Consider the following 18092-nt stretch of genomic DNA (forward strand, 5'->3'; position numbering starts at 1 on the left):
AGGAAAGGCTGGCCGCTTTCGTGTGGCACCGGCTTCCCAGTTGTGGCTTCAGGGCTCCGGGTGCGGTGTCCAGTGGGAGGCGGCCAGGGAGCGCAGGGACACCGGGTCGGAGGGTCCGGCCATTGCAGTTCGCAGGTCGTTCAGCGAGCCGGGGAAGAACGAGACGTTATGGAAGGCGTTCCTGGCGATCTCCTCCGCCACCGCCCGTGCCTGCTGCGCGTCCTTGCCGAAGACGATCAGGCGCGTGTTGTGGTCTTCCATCGGCAGGCGCCCGTCGTCCTTGGCCTTCGCCACGTCGGCCAGGGGGATGTCGTGGGCACCGTTCAGGCTGCCCGCCCGGAAGTCCTCCTCGCTGCGCCCGTCCACCCACCACGCGGTCCGGTCGCCCCCGGCGATATAACGCGCACCATCCGCCTCGGTGACCATCACGCCGCCCAGGGCACGCCAGATGGGCGCCCCGAGCTGGTAGCGCCGCACGTTCGTGAAGCCAGCCGTGAGCAGTTCCTCGCTCAGACGCTTGCTCTTGCCGCACAGCGGGCCGTTGCAGTAGAGCACCAGCGCCCGGCTCCGGTCACCCGCGACGAGCCGCTCGATCTCCCGCACGTCGCTGACGTACTGGCTGTCACTCACCCCCGGTTTGCGCGCGACATTGAGGGCACCGGGGATGTGACTGATGGCCCACTCCAGGTGGGGCCGCGCGTCGAGCACGAGGGCGCTCCCGTCCGCCAGAATCCGGCGCAGCTCCTGAGTGGACACTTCCGGCGTCTTCACGTTCGCCTCGCCCAGGGTGGTGGTGAAGACCGTGGCGACCAGGCCGGGCGTCTGGGCGAGGGCGAGGGACGTGAGGGCGGATAGGGCGAGCAGGCGGAACTTGCCGTTCATGGGTCACCTCCGCCCCCACGGTGCGCCCCGGGGTCCCCGCCCCGCATCGGGTGAATTACCCAGATGCGGGGCGACGTCTCTGCGGGGTCGGCCCGCTCGCCTTCAGGGACAACCCCACCTCCCCGCCCGTCAGACCAGCCCCTCGCGCACGGCCAGGGCGGTGGCCGCCGCGCGGGAGTTCACCCCGAGCTTGCCAAACAGGTTCTCGCCGTGCCGCGCGACCGTCTTCTCGCTCACCTCCAGGGCGCGGGCGATCTCGCGGTTGCTGCGTCCGGCGGCCATCAGGCGCAGCACCTCCTGCTCACGGCAGGTCAGCCCGGCCGTCGCCCGGATGGGGGACGGGATGGGGCGCCATTGCAGGGCCTCGGCCACAGCCGCCCCCAGGCCGAGCAGGGCGCCCTCCTGCCCCTCCCGGGCATAGGCCGCGCGGCTGAGTTTCGCCCGGGCGCGCCGGAGCGTGCGCTCGATCTGCCGCCCGTCGAGCGGGGCGGGGAGCGCCCCCACCCCCTCCCGCACGGCCCGCGCCGCGCTCACCCAGCGCACCGCCCGGGCCGCCTCGCCCGAGGCGACCGCCAGCGCGGCGAAATCCTCCAGCGCCTCGGCGACGTTGCGGCGGTGGCCGAGCCGGACGGCGCGGGAGAGGGCCTGCCCCAGCAGCGGGAACGCGGCGGGCAGGTCCCCCCGCAGGGTGGCCTCCAGCCCCAGGGCGGTCAGGGAGGCGATCACCCCCCGCTCGTCGCCGATGGCCTCCCGCAGCGTGAGGCTCTCGCGCAGCAGCACCCCCCCGCGTTCCGCGTCCCCCCGTTCCAGGTGGGCGCGGCCCAGGCTGTAGAGGGCGTACCCCATCCCGTGCCGGTTTCCGCCCTCACGCCAGAAGGCCAGCGCCCGGGAGAGGAGCGGGAGGGCGTCCTGAGCCTCCCCCCAGTACAGCTCCAGCCGCCCCAGGTTGAAGAGCGGCGTGGTGCGTCCGAAGTCCCGCGGCCCTCCTCCCACAGGGTCAGCGCCTCGGTCAGGAAGGCCCGGGCCTCCTCCGGACAGGCGGCGTTGTGAGCCAGCACCCCGAGTGAGTTGAGGGCCGCGGCCACCGCCAGCCGGTCCCCCCGCTCCCGGGCGAGGGCGAGCCCCTCCCTCAGGCGCCACTCGGCCTCGGCGTGGTCCCCCTGCATCCGCGCCATCTCCCCGGCGAGGTAGGCGGCATGGGCACCGGCGGTCTCGTCTCCCGGCAGGCGCAGGGCCTGCTCCAGCCAGCCCCGGCCCTCGGTGAGGTGACCGTGGACGCTCCAGAAGTTGCCCAGCGCGGCGGCCAGCCGCAGGCCCAGGGGGGCGTCGTGGTCGAGCGCCCAGGCGAGGGCGGCCCGGAAGTTCCCGTGCTCGCGTTCCAGCCGGGCGAGGGCCGCCCCCTGCCGCTCCCCCCACACCTCGCGGTCCCCGGCGAGCGCCACGTCGAGAAAGTGCCGCGCGTGCCGGGCCTGCCACCCGGCCGTCTCGCCCAGGACTGATTGCCGCTCCAGGGCATACTCCCGGATGGTTTCCAGCAGCCCGAACCGCGGCGTGCCGTCCGGATTCTCGCCGGGGCGCACGAGCCCGTGGCTCACCAGGAGTTCCAGCCGGGCCAGCGCCTCGCCCTCCGGCACACCCGTCACGGCGGCCACCCCCGGCAGGTCCGCCCCGTCCACGAACGTGCCCAGGGCGCGCAGCACAAGGCGAGCGGTCTCCGGCAGCAGGGCCTCGCTCCAGGCGACCGTCGCCCGGACGGAACGCTGATGCTCGGGGCGGTCGGCCGGGCCGCCGGACAGCAGGGGCAGGCTGGGGTGCAGGTGCCCGAGCAGCGCCTCCGGGGAGAGCGTGCGGACGTGCGCGGCGGCGAGTTCGAGGGCCAGCGGCAGCCCGTCGAGCCGGGTGCAGACCCCCGCCACGGCGGGGGCATTCTCCGGCGTGAGCGTGAAGTCGCGCCGCACTGCCCGCGCCCGCCGCCGGAACAGCTCGACCGACGGCGCGGCGGCCAGCTCCCCGAAGGCTGCGCCGGGTGGGGGCAGGGCGAGCGGTCCCAGGGCGTAGTCCCGCTCCAGCGAAACCCCCAGGGGCACGCGGCTCGTGACCAGGACCGTGAGGTGCGGGGCGTGCCGCAGCAGGTCCTGCGCGAGTTCCCCCACCCCGGGCAGGTGTTCGGCGTTGTCGAGCAGGAGCAGCAGCCGCCTGCCCCGCAGGAACTCGCGGACGCGGGTCAGGGGCTCCGCCGCCCCGTCCTTCAGCCCCAGCGCGCGGGCCACCACGGGGGCGAGGGGCGCGTCGGTCCGGACAGCTGCCAGCGGCACCACCGCCACCCCGTCGGGAAAGTCGGGGGCGAGCGCCCTTGCCAGGGTGAGCGCGAGCGCCGTCTTCCCCGTTCCCCCCGCGCCGCTCAGGGTCAGCAGCGGCACCTCCTCCCGCCGCAGCAGCGCGGCGAGTTCCGCGAGTTCCTCCCCGCGCCCCACCAGAGGCACGAGGTGGGCGGGCACTCCCCCCGAGGCGGGGACGCCCGGCAAGGACGGCGAGGTGGACTCGTTCATGGGCACCTCCCCCTCACAATACGCTCACCCGGTGAGAGGGGCACCAGACTCGAAGGGGCCCGCTTAGCATGTCCCCATGACCACGTTCACCCTGCGTCGTCAGGACGCCCTGGCCTGGAGCGGCGAACACGAGTGGCGCAAGGGCCAGTCCTACGTGCGGGGCCTGACGGGCCTGAGCGCGCGGCCGGAGAGAACGGCGACGGTGCTGCGGGGGACCGCCTACGGGCAGGAGCCGTATCAGGTCCGCGCGACGCTGGAGGGTGGGGAGGTCGTGTCGGCCCGCTGCTCGTGCCCCGTGGGTGGCGGCGGCCACTGCAAGCATGTCGCGGCGCTGCTCGCCCGGGCGGTGGAGGACCCACGCGCCTTCGCCGGGGTGCCTGAACTCTCGGAGGCGCTCTCCGGCCTGAGCGTCCCCGAACTCCACCGCCTGATCAGTCGAATGCTCGACCGCGCGCCGGAGCTGGAGGCGCTGGTGTACGCGAGTTCGGCCCCCAGCGCACCTGCCGGAAGTGCCCGCGGGCAGATCGAGGCGGCCTTCGACGCCATCCGCCGCACCTACAACCCCGAGTGGGACCACGAGGGCGAGGGGCCGGACACCGAGGCCATCGACCTCGTGCTGGAGGGGGCGGACGGACTGCTGGAGAATCTGGACGCGCTGGATTCGGCGTGGGCAGGGCAACTTCTCGACACCTACCTCACCGTGCTGGACGGTATCGGGGACACCTACGACGGGGACTTCGACTGGGGGCTGGACGACCTCCAGGCGCGGGCGCTGGCGGCGGTGCAGACATTGCTCGTCAGCGGCAAGCTGGACGAGGGGGCGCGCGAGGACGCCTTCGAGGCCGTGCAGAGCGAGGTGGCGTCCGGCCGGTGGAATTCAGATGACGAAGCGTTCTTCGACCTCGTGGCAGCGCTGCGGGAGGACGAGCGGGCCTCCCTGCTGAATCTGCTCCGCAACCTCGTGAAGGGGGAACGCTCGGAGTATCTCCGGCAGCAGTACGCCCGCGCGCTCTACCACCTCACCGCCAACGACAACCTGAGCGACGAGGAGGCCGAGGCGCTTTTGCGCGCAAGTGGCAACCTCGGTGAGTTGCTGGACTTCCTGCTCGAACGCGGGCGAACCGAGGACGTGCGGCGGGCGGTGCGCGAGGCCGGGCGGCGCGCCCACTTTCCCGAACTGGAACCCGTCTTCGCGGCGCACGATCAGCTTCCCCTGCTCGAAGCCCTGGCCCACGAGGGGCGGGAGCAGGAGCAGACCCGCCGCTGGCTCTTTGCGCGGTACGTGGCGACTGGGCGAAAGCCGGAAGCCCACGCCCTGGCCCGCGAGGTCGTCCTGAAGTCTCCCACCCCGGAGTGGCTGATCTCGCTGAAGGATGTCAGCCCCGACTGGGAGACGGAGCGGGCGGAGATCACCTCGCGGCTGTGGCGCCAGAAGGGGCACACCGAAGTCCTGATGGACCTGTTGCTGCGCGAGGGGCTGGCCCAGGAGGCGCTGCGGCTCGCGGGCGAGCGGGACATCGTGCCCGTGCGTCAACTGCTGGCCCTGGCCGGACAGCTTGACGCAGAGCGGGCCGTACCGTTAATCGTGCGGGCCGCGCAGCTTCACATCGACCTCCGCAACCGCAACGGCTATCACGAGGCGGCGCAAATCCTCTCCCAACTTCCCACGCTTGTCGGTCGGCCGGAAGCTCTCACCCAGGTCCGGGCCGTCGTGGAGCGGCAACCCCGCCTCCCTGCCTTGCGCGACGAGTTGAGGCAGGCGGGGTTGCTGTAGACCTCACCCGTGTAGACGACTCCCCTTGCCCGCAAAGCCTCCTGCCGTTACAGTTGCGCCATGTATCCGTTCGGCCTGCTTCTTCTTGGCGTTCCTCCGGTGGAGTGAGCGGCGAAGGAGCCTGCCCGAATCCCCCGGAGGAACCGCCCTCCGGGGCTTTTCTTTGTCGCCCGCCCCTCGCCACCCAGGAGCCCCGCATGACCCAGCAACCCGCCGACGGCCAGCGTATCCGCATCTTCGACACCACTCTGCGCGACGGCGAGCAGTCGCCGGGCGTGGCGCTGAACCACACCCAGAAGCTGGAGATCGCGCACCAGCTCGCCCGCTTGGGCGTGGACGTGATTGAGGCGGGCTTTCCCATCGCCTCCCCCGGCGACCTGGAGGGCGTAAGCCGCATCGCGCGGGAGGTGCGGGGGCCAGTTATCGCCGGACTGGCCCGCGCGAACCGGGCGGACATCGAGGCGGCGGCGAAGGCGGTCGAACTGGCGGACAAGCCGCGCATCCACACCTTCATCGCCACCAGCCCGATTCATATGGCGAAGAAGTTGCAGTTGGAGCCCGACGCCGTGATCGAGCGGGCGGTGGAGGCCGTGCGCCTGGCCCGCTCCTTCGTGGACGATGTGGAATTCAGCGCCGAGGACGCCACCCGCAGCGACCGGGCATTCCTGGCGCGCATCTTCCGCGCGGCGGTGGAGGCGGGCGCGACCACGATCAACGTGCCCGACACGGTGGGCTACACCACGCCTGAGGAAATCCGCGACCTGTTCGCGTACCTGCGGGCCGAGTTGCCGGGGCATGTCATCCTCTCCGCCCACTGCCACGACGACCTAGGGATGGCGGTGGCGAACTCCATCGCGGCGGCCGAGGGGGGCGCCCGGCAGATCGAATGCACGGTGAACGGCATCGGCGAGCGGGCGGGGAACGCGGCGCTGGAGGAGATCGTGATGGCCTTTCACACGCGAAGGGACCACTACGGCTTCGAGACGGGCATCCGCACCCGGGAGATCTACCGCTCCAGCCGCATGGTGAGCCGTCTGAGCGGGATGCCGGTCCAGCCCAACAAGGGCGTGGTGGGCGACAACGCCTTCGCGCACGAGTCGGGCATCCACCAGGACGGGGTGATCAAGGCGCGCGAGACGTACGAGATCATGAACGCCGAACTGGTCGGGCGCGAGGCCGCCGTGCTGGTGATGGGCAAGCACTCGGGCCGCGCGGCCTTCCGCAAGGCGCTGACCGATCTGGGCTACACGGTGGACGAGGAGCGCGTCAAGCACCTCTTCGCCCGCTTCAAGGACATGGCCGACCGCAAGGGGCAGATTTACGCCGACGACCTGCGCGCCCTGGTTGAGAGCCGCAGCGACGTGCCGCAGACCTTCACGCTGGAGGGCTTCCAGATCACCAGCGGCATGAACATGACCCCGGTCGCCTTCGTCCGCCTCCAGACCCCGGACGGCTCGGCCGAGGCCACCGCGCACGGCGACGGCCCAGTGGAAGCCGCCTTCCAGGCGATCAACCGGATCACGGGCATTACCCCGGTGCTGGAGAGCTACCGCATCCAGGCCGTCACGGGCGGCGGCGACGCGCTCGGCGAGGTCAGCATCGGCGCCCGGTACGGGGAGACGACGCTGCACGGCACGGGAGTGGCGACGGACGTGGTCGAGGCCTCTGCCCGCGCCTGGCTGCGCGTCATCAACCAGGTCGTCGCCGGAATGGGCAAGAGCCGCCAGGTGAGCCAGACGACGGTGTAACCGGGAGTGGGGGGCAGAAGGTGGGGGGAACTCCGCCTTCTCGCTCTTTGTGGAAAGTGAACTTACCGACCCTCAAGTTCAGGAGGAAGCATGAGCGCCTACGTGATCGGACTGATTGATGTCCACGACCCCGGGGGTTACCCTGCCTATTCCCAGCACGTCCCCACGACCCTTGAACCGTACGGCGGCCAGTTTCTCGTGCGGGGGGCCAGCCCGTGGCCCTGGAGGGCGAGGCACCGGGCCGGGTGGTGGTCATCGCCTTTCCCTCTGCCGAGCAGGCCCGCGCCTGGTACGAGTCCGAGGGGTACACGCGCATTCGCCCCCTCCGGCAGCAGAGGGCGACCGGCCACCTCATCGTGGTTCAAGGCGTAGACGCCACTTCCTGAAGCCACAGGTGAGTTAGATGCCCGTGTAGAAAGAGTGGAAAGGGGCGGAGGATCCGGCCGCCTCTTCCTTGCAGGGAGGGCTAATGGTTCTGGAAATTGCGCTGCTGAACATCCGCTCGGAACAAACAGGCGCGTTCGAGGCCGCTTTTGCCCGCGCCGAGCGCATCATCTCCGGCATGAGCGGGTACGTCCGCCACGAGCTACGACGCTGCCTCGAAGACGACCACAGGTACGCCCTCCTCGTCTGGTGGGAGACGCTGGAGGACCACACCGTAGGTTTTCGGGGAAGCGCTGAGTATCAGCAGTGGCGCTCGCTGCTGCACCATTTCTACGACCCATTCCCGACGGTGGAGCATTTCGTTAGGGTGACGGCCTAACCTCTACCGCTCCGGCATCTGCCCCAACAGGGCTTCGAGTTGAGCCGCTGTGTCGGGCGCGCCCATCGCTCTTGCCGAATCGAGGACCGACTGACCACGTGCGTCCCGTGTATGCAGGTCGGCGCCATGCATGAGCAGCAACTCGACCACCTCCGTCCGGTTGAACATGGCAGCCATCATCAAGGCCGTCCGACCGTCGGGTCCCGCGCTCTCCACATCGGCGCCGTGGTCGAGCAGCAACCGCACCATGGGCACGTTCCCCTTGAAGACGGCGCCCAGGAGCGGTGTCTGTCCCTGGTCATTCCGCAGTTCGGGGTCGGCGCCGTGCTTCAGCAATTCCCGCGCGGCCTCCAGATGCCCGTGGTAGCTGGCGAGCATCAGCAGGCTGTCGCCCCGCTGGTTCAGCAGGTTGGGGGGCAGGCCGCGGTCCATCAGGGGAGCGAGCCGCTCCGAGTCCCCGAAGCGCACGAGGTCGAACACCGCCTGGATGTATTCCAGCGTCTCCTGATCGAGTTCCGGTTTCTGCCCGGAGTCACCTGTCATGTTCCCCTCACTCCCACTCAATCGTGGCGGGCGGCTTGCCGGTGATGTCGTATACCACGCGGTTGATCTCGTGGACGTGGTTCACGATGCGGTTGCTCATCGTCGCCAGGAAGTCGTAGGGCAGGCGGGCCCACTCGGCGGTCATGAAGTCGTCGGTGGTCACGGCGCGCAGGGCGGCGGTGTAGGAATAGGTGCGCTCGTCGCCCATCACGCCGACCGACTGGATGGGCGTCAGGATGGCGAGGGCCTGTGAGCAGCCGTCGTAGAGACCGAACTCACGCAATCCCGAGATGAAGATGTCGTCCACCCGCTTGAGGATGTCCAATTTCTCCTCAGTGATCGCGCCCAGGCAGCGGATCGCCAGGCCAGGGCCGGGGAAGGGGTGGCGCATCCGAATCTGGTCGGGGAGACCCAGCAGCCGCGCGATCTCCCGCACCTCGTCCTTGAAGAGGGTGCGGAAGGGCTCGACGAGCTGGAAGGCGAGGTCTTCGGGCAGGCCGCCGACGTTGTGGTGGCTCTTGATATTCGCCGCGCCCGATTTGTCGGAAGATAAACCGCCCGCTGACTCGATCACGTCCGGGTAGAGCGTTCCCTGCGCGAGGAAGTCGAAGGGACCGTATTGTCTCGCCTCGCGCTCGAAGGCCCGGATGAACTCGCGGCCGATGATCTTGCGCTTCTGCTCGGGGTCGGAGACGCCGTGAAGGGCACCCAGGAACTCCGCCCGGGCATCTACCGTGACGAGGTTGACGCCGAGGGGCCGCAGCGCCGCCTCCACCTGTTCCCGCTCGCCCAACCGGAGCAGCCCGTGATCGATGAAAACGGCGGTGAGCCGGTCGCCAATGGCCCGCGCGAGGAGCAGGCCGAGCGTGCTGGAATCCACGCCGCCGCTGATGGCGAGAAGAACCCGGCCGTCGCCCACCTGCGCCTGAACGTCCGCAATCAGCTCGTCGATGATGTGCTCGGCGTTCCAGTCGCGGTTCACGCCGCAAATCTCCAGGAAGTTCGCCAGCAGTTGCCCGCCCTTGGGCGTGTGGACGACTTCGGGGTGGAACTGCACCCCGTAGCGGCGCGTCTCCGGGTTCTCGATGGCGGCGACCGGCGTGTCCTCTGTCTCGGCGACGACCTCGTAACCGCGCGGAAGTTGTGTCACCGAGTCGCTGTGGCTCATCCAGGCGACAAATTCGCCCTGAATCCCCTGGAAAAGTTGGCCGCCGTAGCGGGTCAGGTCGGCCTTACCGTACTCGCGCTTGCCCGCGCGCCGCACGTCGCCGCCCGCCTCGTGGGCGAGGAACTGCATCCCGTAGCACAGGCCCAGGATGGGCACGGGGAGGTCGAGGACGCCGGGGGCGGGACGGGGCGCGTTCGCGTCATAGACGCTGTTGGGGCCGCCCGAGAGAACGATGCCCTGGGGGTTTTCCTGCGCGATGCGCTCCAGGCTGGCGGTGCCCGGAAGGATCACGCTGTACGCGCCGAGTTCGCGCAGGCGCCGGGTGATCAGGCGCGTGAACTGGCTGCCGAAGTCGAGGATGACGACACTCACGGGGCCGATTGTGTCACGGGGCGGGTCCGGGATGTCCCTGTGAGCTGGTCAGGAAGGGCGGGGCGGCCACCCGCCGCTCAGGGCGTCAGGTTGATCTGGACGGGCACCTTGCTCGGCGCCGTCACACTGACGGTGCCGGGGGTGTACCCGTCAGCCGCCACGCGCAGGGTGTAGTCGCCCGGCTGCGGCAGACGAACCAGGCCCGGAGCCTGACCCACCTCCTGCCCGCTTTTCACACCTGCACCCCTGGGCGCGGAGACGATGCTCAGGCGCACCCGCACCCCTTCCCCCCCCTGCACCGCGAAGCGAACCTCGCAGCACGGCTCGGAGGCGGCGACGGCCGAGGTGGGCGCCACCGTCGAGGTCGGGGCGGCCCGCCGGGCCCACCACACCCCGGTGAGCAGCAGCAGAAGGAGCAGCGCCAGCACGGGCAGCAGCCAGCCCGGAGCACGGCGGCTGGATCGTGGGGCAGGCGCGTGATCAGATTTCACCACGTGGCGGGTGCCGTCGGCGTCCCAGGCGATGCGGACCGGCTCGCCCGCCACCCGCCGGGGAGGAACACGGCCCGTCGTGACCCGGGGAGGGGTGGGGGTGACCGGGGGAGCGGTGTCCTCCTCCGGTGAGGCAGGGGCAGGCTCGGTGGTCGCCTCAACGGGGGCGGGAGACGGCGCCGCCTCGGCCGCGGCCTCCTCCGCACCGCTCTGCACTGGGCTGGAAGGCGCCGCCGCGACCACGACCGGGGTGGACGGCGGCACGGGGACGGGTGTGGCGGGCGGGTCCTGCTGGCCCGCGTTCTGCTGCCCTGGGGTGGGCGGGGGAGCCTCCCCGGGTTCCGGTGACACCGCCACCGGGGCGCGGGGGGTGGCACCACGTTTGCGAGCGGCTTCCGGTGGGCTGACCGCGTCCAGCCGGGCGAGGAGGTCGCGGGCCGTGGCTCCGGCGGGCGCGTCCCGCAGGGCGGGGGGAATCCCTCCCAGCGTCCTCAGGGTGTCCGCCAGGTCACTCAGGTCCTGGGTGGGGTTCACTTCCCCGCCCCAGGGCAGCCCCGCTCCCGCCAGCGCCACCCGCCCGTCCACGCTCCAGAGTTGCGCGGGGCCGACGCCCCCGTGAGTCAGGCCCGCCTCGTGCAGCGCGGCCAGGCCCGACAGCGCCCCCCGCGCGGCGAGCAGGGGGTCGGAGGCGGGGAGCGCGTGCGGCGGCAGCTCGGTGACCACGTAGGCCGTGTCGCCGTCAATGCCGCCCTCGCTGGGGGACAGCAGCGAGGGGTGGGGGGGCAGGCCAGGCAGGGGCGCGGCGTGCGGAAGTACATGCAGCAGCACCGGCATCCCGGTCAGGCGGTCGGTCGCGCGCAGCGTCCGCACCGCTCCGGCAGGCCGGTCGCCCGTCAGTTCGCGTGCGGCCACATAGGGGCCGATGGGCTTCACAGGGGCAAGTATAGGGGCCAAATGTGAAATCCCACGCAGGAAGGCCAAGGCCCCCGGAGGGTAAGGGAAACCCACCTCTTCCCCACCGGGCGGGCGTATCGTGCCGAACATGACGGACGCCCCGCCCCCCCAGGCCGCCGCGAGTCCCACCACCGCCCACCACGCCGCCGCGCCCCGGTCCGTGAGGGTGGCGGTCCTGACGGTCAGCGACACCCGCACCGAGGAGACCGACACCAGCGGGCAGTACCTGCTCGCCGAGTTGCGCGCCGGGGGGCACGAGGTTGTGGGCTACCGGGTCGTGCGGGACGAGGCGCCCGAGATTCGCGCCGCGCTGGAGGGGTTCATGCGGGACGCCACGGTGGTCCTCTCCAGCGGCGGCACCGGGATCACCGGGCGGGACGTGACGATCCCGGTCGTGGAGTCGCTGCTCACCAAACCCATGCCCGGCTTCGGCGAACTCTTCCGCATGCTGAGCTACCGCGAGGTGGGGGGCGCGGCCATGCTCTCCCGCGCGGTCGGGGGGCTGGCGGGGGGCACGCTGCTCTTCGCCCTGCCCGGCAGCCTGAACGCCGTCCGCACCGCCTGGGTGGGCCTGCTGCGGGACGAACTGGGCCACCTCGCCTTCGAGGTCGCCCGGCACGGCCAGCCGGGGGCGGCGGGCAGGGTCGGCTGAGCCGTGGAGCCCTGGTTCAGCCTCCTGCCGATCTCGCGGATCACGCCGCCCTACGCCCTGGCGCTCGCCCTGATCGCGGGGTACTGGCTGTGGCGGGTGGCCCGCGAGGCCCGGCACCGCTGGGCGCCGCGCGTGTCGTGGTGGGCCGTGCCCGGCCTCGCCCTGCTGTGGGCGGCGCCGCTGGCCGACGTGCCCGCCCTGTTCGGCCTGGGGGCGGCGGCGCTCCTCCTCGCCGAGTTCTGGCCGGGGGCCTTTCGCCCGGCGCGGGAGCGCCCGGGTTGGGCGTGGCCGCTCGTGGGCGTGCTTTGCGGCCTCGCGCTGCTGGCTCTGGTCGCCACTGGGGGCGGCACGCAGGCGGGCGCCGAGGTCCCCGTCACGCTTGCCCTGGCGGCGCTCCTGGCCGGGCTGGGGGGGCTGCTCTCGGCGGGGCTGTACCGGGAGCGGAGCCGTCCCCGTCCACCCGGGCTGGAGGTGCGCTTCGCCCCGGTCCAGCTTCCCGAGTGGCCCGACCTGAGCGTCACCCTGACCGAGCGGGGGGCGCGTCTCGTCAACGTCTCGAATGGGCCGCTGCGGCTGGCGGGCTGGTCGCCGTCCGGCGTGAACGCCTGGCTGCGGGTGCGGACCGAGGGCGGCACCCCCCTCAACACCCTCGCGGTCGGGCAGAGCGCCTTTCTCCCACTGAACGAGCGCGAGGGGGGCGTGCGGGTGTGGTACGTGCCGGGGAACGGCCGCGCCGGGCCGCGCCTCTTCCGGGCGGACTGGACCCCGCAGGCCTACGCCGACCAGCGGGTGCTGAATTGAGGGCCGCAGGGGGGGTCTCCCGCCCCTCTCACCCCCCGCGGCCCCCGGCGGGCGTATGGTGGGCCTCATCGTGAGTCTGGTGTTCGAATGGTCGGCGCTCGCCGCGCTGACGGATACGCCTGGAACGGGTGGCCGTCTGCGCGCAGGGCCGGAGGATTTCCGGGTAGAGGAAGTGCCCGCCTACCCGCTGTCGGGCGAGGGCGAGCACCTCTTCGTGCATCTGGAGAAGACGGGGCACACCACCGCCCACGTGCTGCGGGAGCTGGGCGCGCAGCTCGGAGTGCGGGACCGGGACGTGGGGGTGGCGGGGCTCAAGGATCGCCACGCCGTCACCACCCAGTGGATCAGCCTGCCGGGGAAGTTCGAGGAGCGTCTGCCCGCCTTCGGGATGGAAGGTGTGCGGATATTGGAGACCCGGCGCCACGGCAACAAGCTGGGGCTGGGGCACCTGCGCGGCAACCGCTTCGTGGTGCGGGTGCGGGACGCGGCGGGAAGGGCGGACCAGGCGGCGGTGACGCTCGCGCTACTCGCTGCCCGGGGTGTGCCGAACTACTTCGGGCCGCAGCGCTTCGGCCTGCACGGGTTGAACGCCGAGGAGGGGCTGCGGGTGCTGCGCGGCGAGTCCCGGCTGCGCGACCCCCGCGTGCGCCGCTTCCTGACGACCTCGGTGCAGAGCCTCGTCTTCAACCGTTTTCTGAGCCTGCGGCTGGAACGCGGCGTCTTCGACCGCCTGCTGGCCGGGGACATGGCGAAAAAGCACGACACGGGCGGCGTCTTCCTTGTCGAGGACGCGGCGGCCGAGTCCCCCCGGGCCGAGCGGGGCGAGGTGAGCGCGACCGGGACCCTCTTCGGGAAGAAGACCAAGCCCCTCACGCTCGACGCGGGCGAGCTGGAACGCGAGGCGCTGGCGACCTTCGGCCTGACGCCGGAGGTGTTCGCCTCCCGCCGGGGAGACCGCCGCCTCACCCGCATCTTTCCCGAGGGCGCCCAGGTCCAACCCGAGGAGGACGGCTACACCGTGGCCTTCACCCTTCCCAAAGGCTCCTTCGCCACCAGCGTGCTGCGTGAGCTGACGAAGACGGACGTGGACGCGCTGGAGAGCCCAGGCGAGGACGGGGAGGAAGACGAGTGAGGCGGGCGGGCCTGGCCGCGCTCCTCACGCTGCTGGGGGCCACCCTCGCGGCGCGCGCGCCCTCCGCGCAGCTTAGCCTGCGGCCCTCGTTCGGTGGGGCGGTGCTCGAAGGGCGCATCGTGGCGGGGCCTGGCGACGAGCTGACGGGGGTGTGGAGCGAGGGGGGCCACGCCCGGCTGCTGAAATGCTCGCCGCGCTGCGCGGTCGTGCCCGCCGTTCCCGTGCCGGGCACCCTGCTGGTGGGCACCGGCACCCCCTACCGGGTGGTCGTCAGCGGGGCCTTCCGCACCGGGCAGCGCGTCAAGCTGGCCCTGCGCTTCAGGGACATGCAGATCCTCAACGTGGACGCCGTCGTCATCCGACCTTGAGGAAGGAATTCCGCGCGGCCTTCCTGGGCACGGTCTACGGTCCGGTGGGGGAGCGCGTCCGGCTGGCGGGGGAAAGGGGTCCTGCCCCCACCTGGGCGCGGGGAGAGTGGGCTGTCGTCACCGCCTGGAATCCGGGGGGGCGGCGCGTGCCGGAGGAGGCCAATGTCCAAGCGGCGGCGGTCCTGCTCGCCCGGGTGCGGGCCGCCGGGCTCTCCCCCCTCCCCGCCCACAACGGCGAGGGCGAGTGGCGGGAGGAGGCGCTGCTCATTCCCGGGGCGCGGCTGCGGCAGGCGGCAGCCTGGGGTGCCGACTTCGGGCAGGCGGCAGTCCTGTGGGGCGCGGGACGGCGGGCCGCGCTCGTCTGGCTGAACGGGGAGGGGGTCGTGGGCGTGGAGCGGCGCTGGGTGCGGCGGGTGGGGCCCGGCTCCCCCACTTCCCACCCCTGAGCGCCTTTCCCGCCTCCCCGCGTATACTCCGGCCCTGTGACGGCCGACTCCCCCAACGCGATCTCCCCCCTCGGGGTGCTGCCCCCGCCGGGGTCGTCGTGCGTGCATCTGCCGCTGGACGTGACCCCCCAGGAACTCGCGCGGTATGCGGTCGGGCTGGCGAATGCGCGGGGCGGCACGGTCCTGGTGGGCGCCGATGCCACCGGGGAGCGGGACGCGGGCGAACTGCACCCCCTGATGGTCACGCACGCGATCTTCGAGCTGTCGGGCGGGCGGCTGACCGTGAACGTGCAGCACCACCGCCAGCCGGGCGGGGCGAGGGTGCTCGCGGTGTTCGTCCCGCAGGCTCCCTATGTCCTCGCCGCGCCGGACGGGGCGGTCCTGGCCTGGGACGGGGCGCACCTCGTCCCGGTCACGCCCGCGCAGAGCGAGCCCGTGCCGCAGCAGGACTACACCGCCGTCGTGCCCCCCGACGCCTCGCTCGCCGACCTCGACCCGCACGAGGTCGCGCGGCTGCGGGGGCTGGGGCAGCGCGGCGGCCTGGCCCACCTGCCCGACCTCGACTTCCTGCGCGAGCTGGGGCTGCTTATCCCCAGCGGCGGGGCGCTGCGCCCCACCCTGGCGGCCATCCTGCTCGCGGGCACCCCGGCGGCCTTGAGGGCACACGTCCCCCAGGCCGAGGTCTGCTTCTATCACCACCAGACGCCCGACGTGGAGTTCCAGTTCCGCGAGGACCTGCTGCGGCCCATCCCCGCGCTGCTCACGCGGCTGGCCGAACTCATCCAGGCGCGCAACCGCTTCACGCCCGTGCAGGTGGGCCTCTTCCGCATCGAGGTCTGGGACCAGGATGAGGCGGTGTACCGCGAGGCGCTGCTCAACGCCCTGACCCACCGCGACTACACCCTGCGCGACGCGGTGCATGTCCACCACTACCCCGACCGGCTGGAGATCATGAACCCGGGCGGGCTGCCGGGCGGGATCACGCCGGGCAACATCCTTCGCCACCAGCCCAAGCGGCGCAACCCGCTGCTGGCCGAGGTCCTGGCGCGGCTGGGATTGGTCGAGCGCGCGGGTGTGGGCGTGGACAAGATGTACGGCCTGATGCTGCGCTGCGGCAAGGAGCCGCCGGAGTACACGACCTACCCCGACGCGGTGACCCTGGCCCTGCACTCGCCGGGTTTCGACGCCGAATTCGTGCGCTTCGTGGCGCGCAAGCAAGAAGAGATGCAGACCTTATCCCTCGACATGCTGATCGTCCTCTCGCTGCTCGTGCGGGAGGGCGAGGCGACCCGCGCCGGGCTCGCCCGCGCCCTGCAACTCCCCGAGGACCGCACGCCGAGACTGCTGCGCGGCATGGAGGACCATGGCCTGATCGCCCGCTCCGGCCCGGGGCGCGGCATCGCCTACACCCTCAGCGATGAGGTGCGCCGGGCGCTGGGCCGGGGAGTGCCTGAGCCCCGCACGGCCCCGCCCCCCGCCAGGCCTGCCCGGGACCTGCCCGCCCGCCCGCCCCGTGCCCCCCGGGCGGCCCCCGATCCCAGCGGTCCCACCCCCGCCGAGGTCCGGGCCGTCGCGCTCGCCCTGGTCCGCGAGCGGGGCCACGTCCGCAACCGCGAGCTGCGGGAGGCCTGCGGCCTCAGCACTCAGCAGGCCTGGCGGGTGCTGCGCCGCCTGGTGCTGGAGGGCCACCTCGTGAAGCGCGGCACCGGCACCCGCGACGCCGCCTATGAGCCGCGCTGAGGCTGGCCGGTACCCTCTGGGCGTTGGCCTTCCCGTTCTCGCTGTGGAGGCGTGAGCCTCGCGTCCTAGACGCCAAAGGGCGCCCCTTCTCATCAAGAAACGATTGACAGCCCTGGGTCCGGCGTGTAGCCTTCCCCTACCGTTTGATGTTCAGTGGTGGAACCGCTTCCGAAGCAGTGGGCAGTTCCGGTTTCAGCCACCAGGGGGGATGCATGAAGAAAGCCATCGCCATCGTCAGCCTGACCGCCGCCTTTGCCGCCGCCAGCCAGTCCCAGGCCGTGACCATCACGCTCGCCTGCGGCACGGTGGGCCAGGAGTTGCAGCTCTGCAAGGACGGCGCGGCGCGCTGGTCGAAGAAGACGGGCAACACCGTCAAGATCTTCGAGAGCCCGAACCTCACGAACGACCGCCTGGGCCTGTACCAGCAGCAACTCGCCGCGCGCAGCAGCGACATCGACGTGTACCAGCTCGACGTGATCTGGCCCGGCCTGCTCTCGCAGCACTTCGTGGACCTGAAGGGCAAGATTCCGGCCGCTGAGATCAACCAGCACTTCAAGGGCATCGTGGACGCGAACACCGTGAACGGCAAGCTGGTGTCGCTGCCCTGGTTCACCGACGCGGGCCTGCTGTTCTACCGCACGGACCTGCTGAAGAAGTACGGGTACTCGGCTCCCCCCAAGACCTGGGCCGAACTCGCCACCATGGCGAAGAAGATCCAGGACGGCGAGCAGAAGACCAACAAGACCTTCACGGGCTTCGTCTTCCAGGGCAAGAACTACGAGGGCCTGACCTGCGACGCGCTGGAGTGGGTGAACTCCTTCGGTGGCGGCACCATCGTCGACAGCACCGGCAAGATCACCATCAACAACCCCAAGGCCGCTCAGGCGCTGGACACGGCTGCGAGCTGGATTCGCAACATCAGCCCCGCTGGCGTCACCACGTACGACGAGGAAGCGGCCCGCGGCATCTTCCAGTCGGGCAACGCGGCCTTCATGCGGAACTGGCCCTACGCCTGGGCGAACGGTCAGGGTCCGGACTCCAAGGTGAGGGGCAAGATTGGCGCGGCGCCCCTACCCGCCGGTCCTGGCGGCAAGCCCGCTGCGACGCTGGGTGGTTGGAACCTCGGCGTGAGCGCGTACTCCAAGAACCAGGCCGCCGCCATCGACCTGGTCCGTTACCTGACCAGCCCCGCTGAGCAAAAGATTCGCGCCATCGAGGGCTCGTACAACCCCACCATCCCGGCCCTGTACAAGGACCAGGCCGTCCTGAAGGCCAACCCCTTCTTCGGCAGCCTGTACAGCGTGTTCACGAATGCTGTACCCCGCCCCTCCGCCCCCACCAAGGGCAAGTACAACCAGGTCTCGCAGGCCTTCAGCTCCGCCGTCAGCGACGTGCTCAACGGCAAGAGCAAGGGCCAGGCGGCCGTCGCCAGCCTTGCCACCAGCATCGCCCGCATCAAGGGACGCGGCTTCTAAGCTTGCCTGGGGACGCGGCGCGGTTCGCGCGCACCTGAGCATCCCCAGGGGGGACGTCCACCACATGGACGTCCCCCTCCTCGTTCGGCTTGCTTCACGTTTGCTCCAGTCCATGCTCATACCGCTTCACCGCGGTGAGCGCAGGCTGAAGAAGCCTTTTTCTCCGGAAGCTCGTCGTCACCGCCGCACACGCCGCTGCGGCCAGCGCGCCCACCAGCACTCCGGCTGGGCGAG

Annotated in this window: 16 protein-coding genes and 1 pseudogene; 11 read left to right on the plus strand and 6 right to left on the minus strand. The window is 71.5% G+C overall.

Annotated elements, in window-relative coordinates; all coding sequences use genetic code 11:
• Positions 1–48: 48 nt before the first annotated feature.
• From F784_RS0111370 to F784_RS27135, 3 genes are all read right to left on the minus strand, one after another.
• Positions 49–882, minus strand: a complete 834-nt coding sequence (locus F784_RS0111370) for a rhodanese-like domain-containing protein (RefSeq protein WP_019586857.1) — start codon at positions 880–882, stop codon at positions 49–51.
• Positions 883–1011: 129 nt separating this feature from the next.
• A complete protein-coding gene (locus F784_RS27585) occupies positions 1012–1662 on the minus strand; it encodes a helix-turn-helix transcriptional regulator (RefSeq protein WP_281166709.1) in 651 nt (216 codons plus the stop codon).
• A complete protein-coding gene (locus tag F784_RS27135) occupies positions 1605–3431 on the minus strand; it encodes an ATP-binding protein (RefSeq protein WP_026332423.1) in 1827 nt (608 codons plus the stop codon). The genes F784_RS27585 and F784_RS27135 overlap by 58 nt, the downstream gene beginning before the upstream one ends.
• Positions 3432–3507: 76 nt before the next feature.
• Here F784_RS27135 and F784_RS0111385 point away from each other — a divergent pair, with 76 nt between their 5' ends.
• From F784_RS0111385 to F784_RS0111400, 4 genes and pseudogenes are all read left to right on the plus strand, one after another.
• Positions 3508–5205, plus strand: a complete 1698-nt coding sequence (locus F784_RS0111385) for an SWIM zinc finger family protein (protein ID WP_019586859.1) — start codon at positions 3508–3510, stop codon at positions 5203–5205.
• 197 nt (positions 5206–5402) lie between these two features.
• Positions 5403–6953, plus strand: coding sequence for a 2-isopropylmalate synthase (locus F784_RS0111390; protein ID WP_019586860.1), 1551 nt, complete (start codon positions 5403–5405; stop codon positions 6951–6953).
• A gap of 90 nt (positions 6954–7043) precedes the next feature.
• A pseudogene (locus F784_RS25280) lies at positions 7044–7339 on the plus strand (DUF1330 domain-containing protein).
• An 83-nt stretch (positions 7340–7422) separates the two neighbouring features.
• A complete protein-coding gene (locus tag F784_RS0111400; protein ID WP_019586862.1) occupies positions 7423–7716 on the plus strand; it encodes an antibiotic biosynthesis monooxygenase family protein in 294 nt (97 codons plus the stop codon).
• A gap of 3 nt (positions 7717–7719) precedes the next feature.
• Here F784_RS0111400 and F784_RS0111405 read toward each other — a convergent pair whose 3' ends face one another.
• The 3 genes from F784_RS0111405 to F784_RS0111415 form a co-directional block, all read right to left on the minus strand.
• Positions 7720–8259 (minus strand): ankyrin repeat domain-containing protein, encoded by a 540-nt coding sequence (locus F784_RS0111405; RefSeq protein WP_019586863.1) that lies wholly within the window; start codon positions 8257–8259, stop codon positions 7720–7722.
• 7 nt (positions 8260–8266) lie between these two features.
• Complete coding sequence (gene guaA, locus F784_RS0111410) at positions 8267–9799, minus strand: glutamine-hydrolyzing GMP synthase (RefSeq protein ID WP_019586864.1); 1533 nt, start codon at positions 9797–9799, stop codon at positions 8267–8269.
• A 77-nt stretch (positions 9800–9876) separates the two neighbouring features.
• A complete protein-coding gene (locus F784_RS0111415) occupies positions 9877–11223 on the minus strand; it encodes a PEGA domain-containing protein (protein ID WP_026332424.1) in 1347 nt (448 codons plus the stop codon).
• A 109-nt stretch (positions 11224–11332) separates the two neighbouring features.
• On the opposite strand from F784_RS0111415, the gene F784_RS0111420 reads away from it, so the two are divergent.
• The 7 genes from F784_RS0111420 to F784_RS0111450 all read left to right on the plus strand — a co-directional run bounded on the left by F784_RS0111420 (position 11333) and on the right by F784_RS0111450 (position 17858).
• A complete protein-coding gene (locus tag F784_RS0111420) occupies positions 11333–11896 on the plus strand; it encodes a MogA/MoaB family molybdenum cofactor biosynthesis protein (RefSeq protein ID WP_040383054.1) in 564 nt (187 codons plus the stop codon).
• A 3-nt stretch (positions 11897–11899) separates the two neighbouring features.
• A complete protein-coding gene (locus tag F784_RS0111425) occupies positions 11900–12697 on the plus strand; it encodes a hypothetical protein (RefSeq protein WP_019586866.1) in 798 nt (265 codons plus the stop codon).
• A gap of 55 nt (positions 12698–12752) precedes the next feature.
• A complete protein-coding gene (truD, locus tag F784_RS0111430) occupies positions 12753–13829 on the plus strand; it encodes a tRNA pseudouridine(13) synthase TruD (RefSeq protein WP_019586867.1) in 1077 nt (358 codons plus the stop codon).
• Complete coding sequence (locus tag F784_RS0111435; protein ID WP_019586868.1) at positions 13826–14197, plus strand: hypothetical protein; 372 nt, start codon at positions 13826–13828, stop codon at positions 14195–14197. The genes truD and F784_RS0111435 overlap by 4 nt, the downstream gene beginning before the upstream one ends.
• Entirely contained in the window at positions 14194–14643 is a 450-nt protein-coding gene (locus tag F784_RS23015) for a DUF3293 domain-containing protein (protein ID WP_019586869.1), read from the plus strand. The genes F784_RS0111435 and F784_RS23015 overlap by 4 nt, the downstream gene beginning before the upstream one ends.
• Positions 14644–14679: 36 nt before the next feature.
• Positions 14680–16383 carry an AlbA family DNA-binding domain-containing protein gene (locus tag F784_RS0111445; protein WP_019586870.1) on the plus strand — a complete coding sequence of 568 codons (1704 nt, stop codon included), beginning with the start codon at positions 14680–14682 and terminating at the stop codon, positions 16381–16383.
• Positions 16384–16595: 212 nt separating this feature from the next.
• Positions 16596–17858, plus strand: coding sequence for an ABC transporter substrate-binding protein (locus tag F784_RS0111450; RefSeq protein ID WP_019586871.1), 1263 nt, complete (start codon positions 16596–16598; stop codon positions 17856–17858).
• Positions 17859–18092 lie beyond the last annotated feature (234 nt).

The organism is Deinococcus apachensis DSM 19763 (genome assembly GCF_000381345.1).
In the GTDB taxonomy this organism is placed as follows: Bacteria; Deinococcota; Deinococci; order Deinococcales; family Deinococcaceae; genus Deinococcus; species Deinococcus apachensis.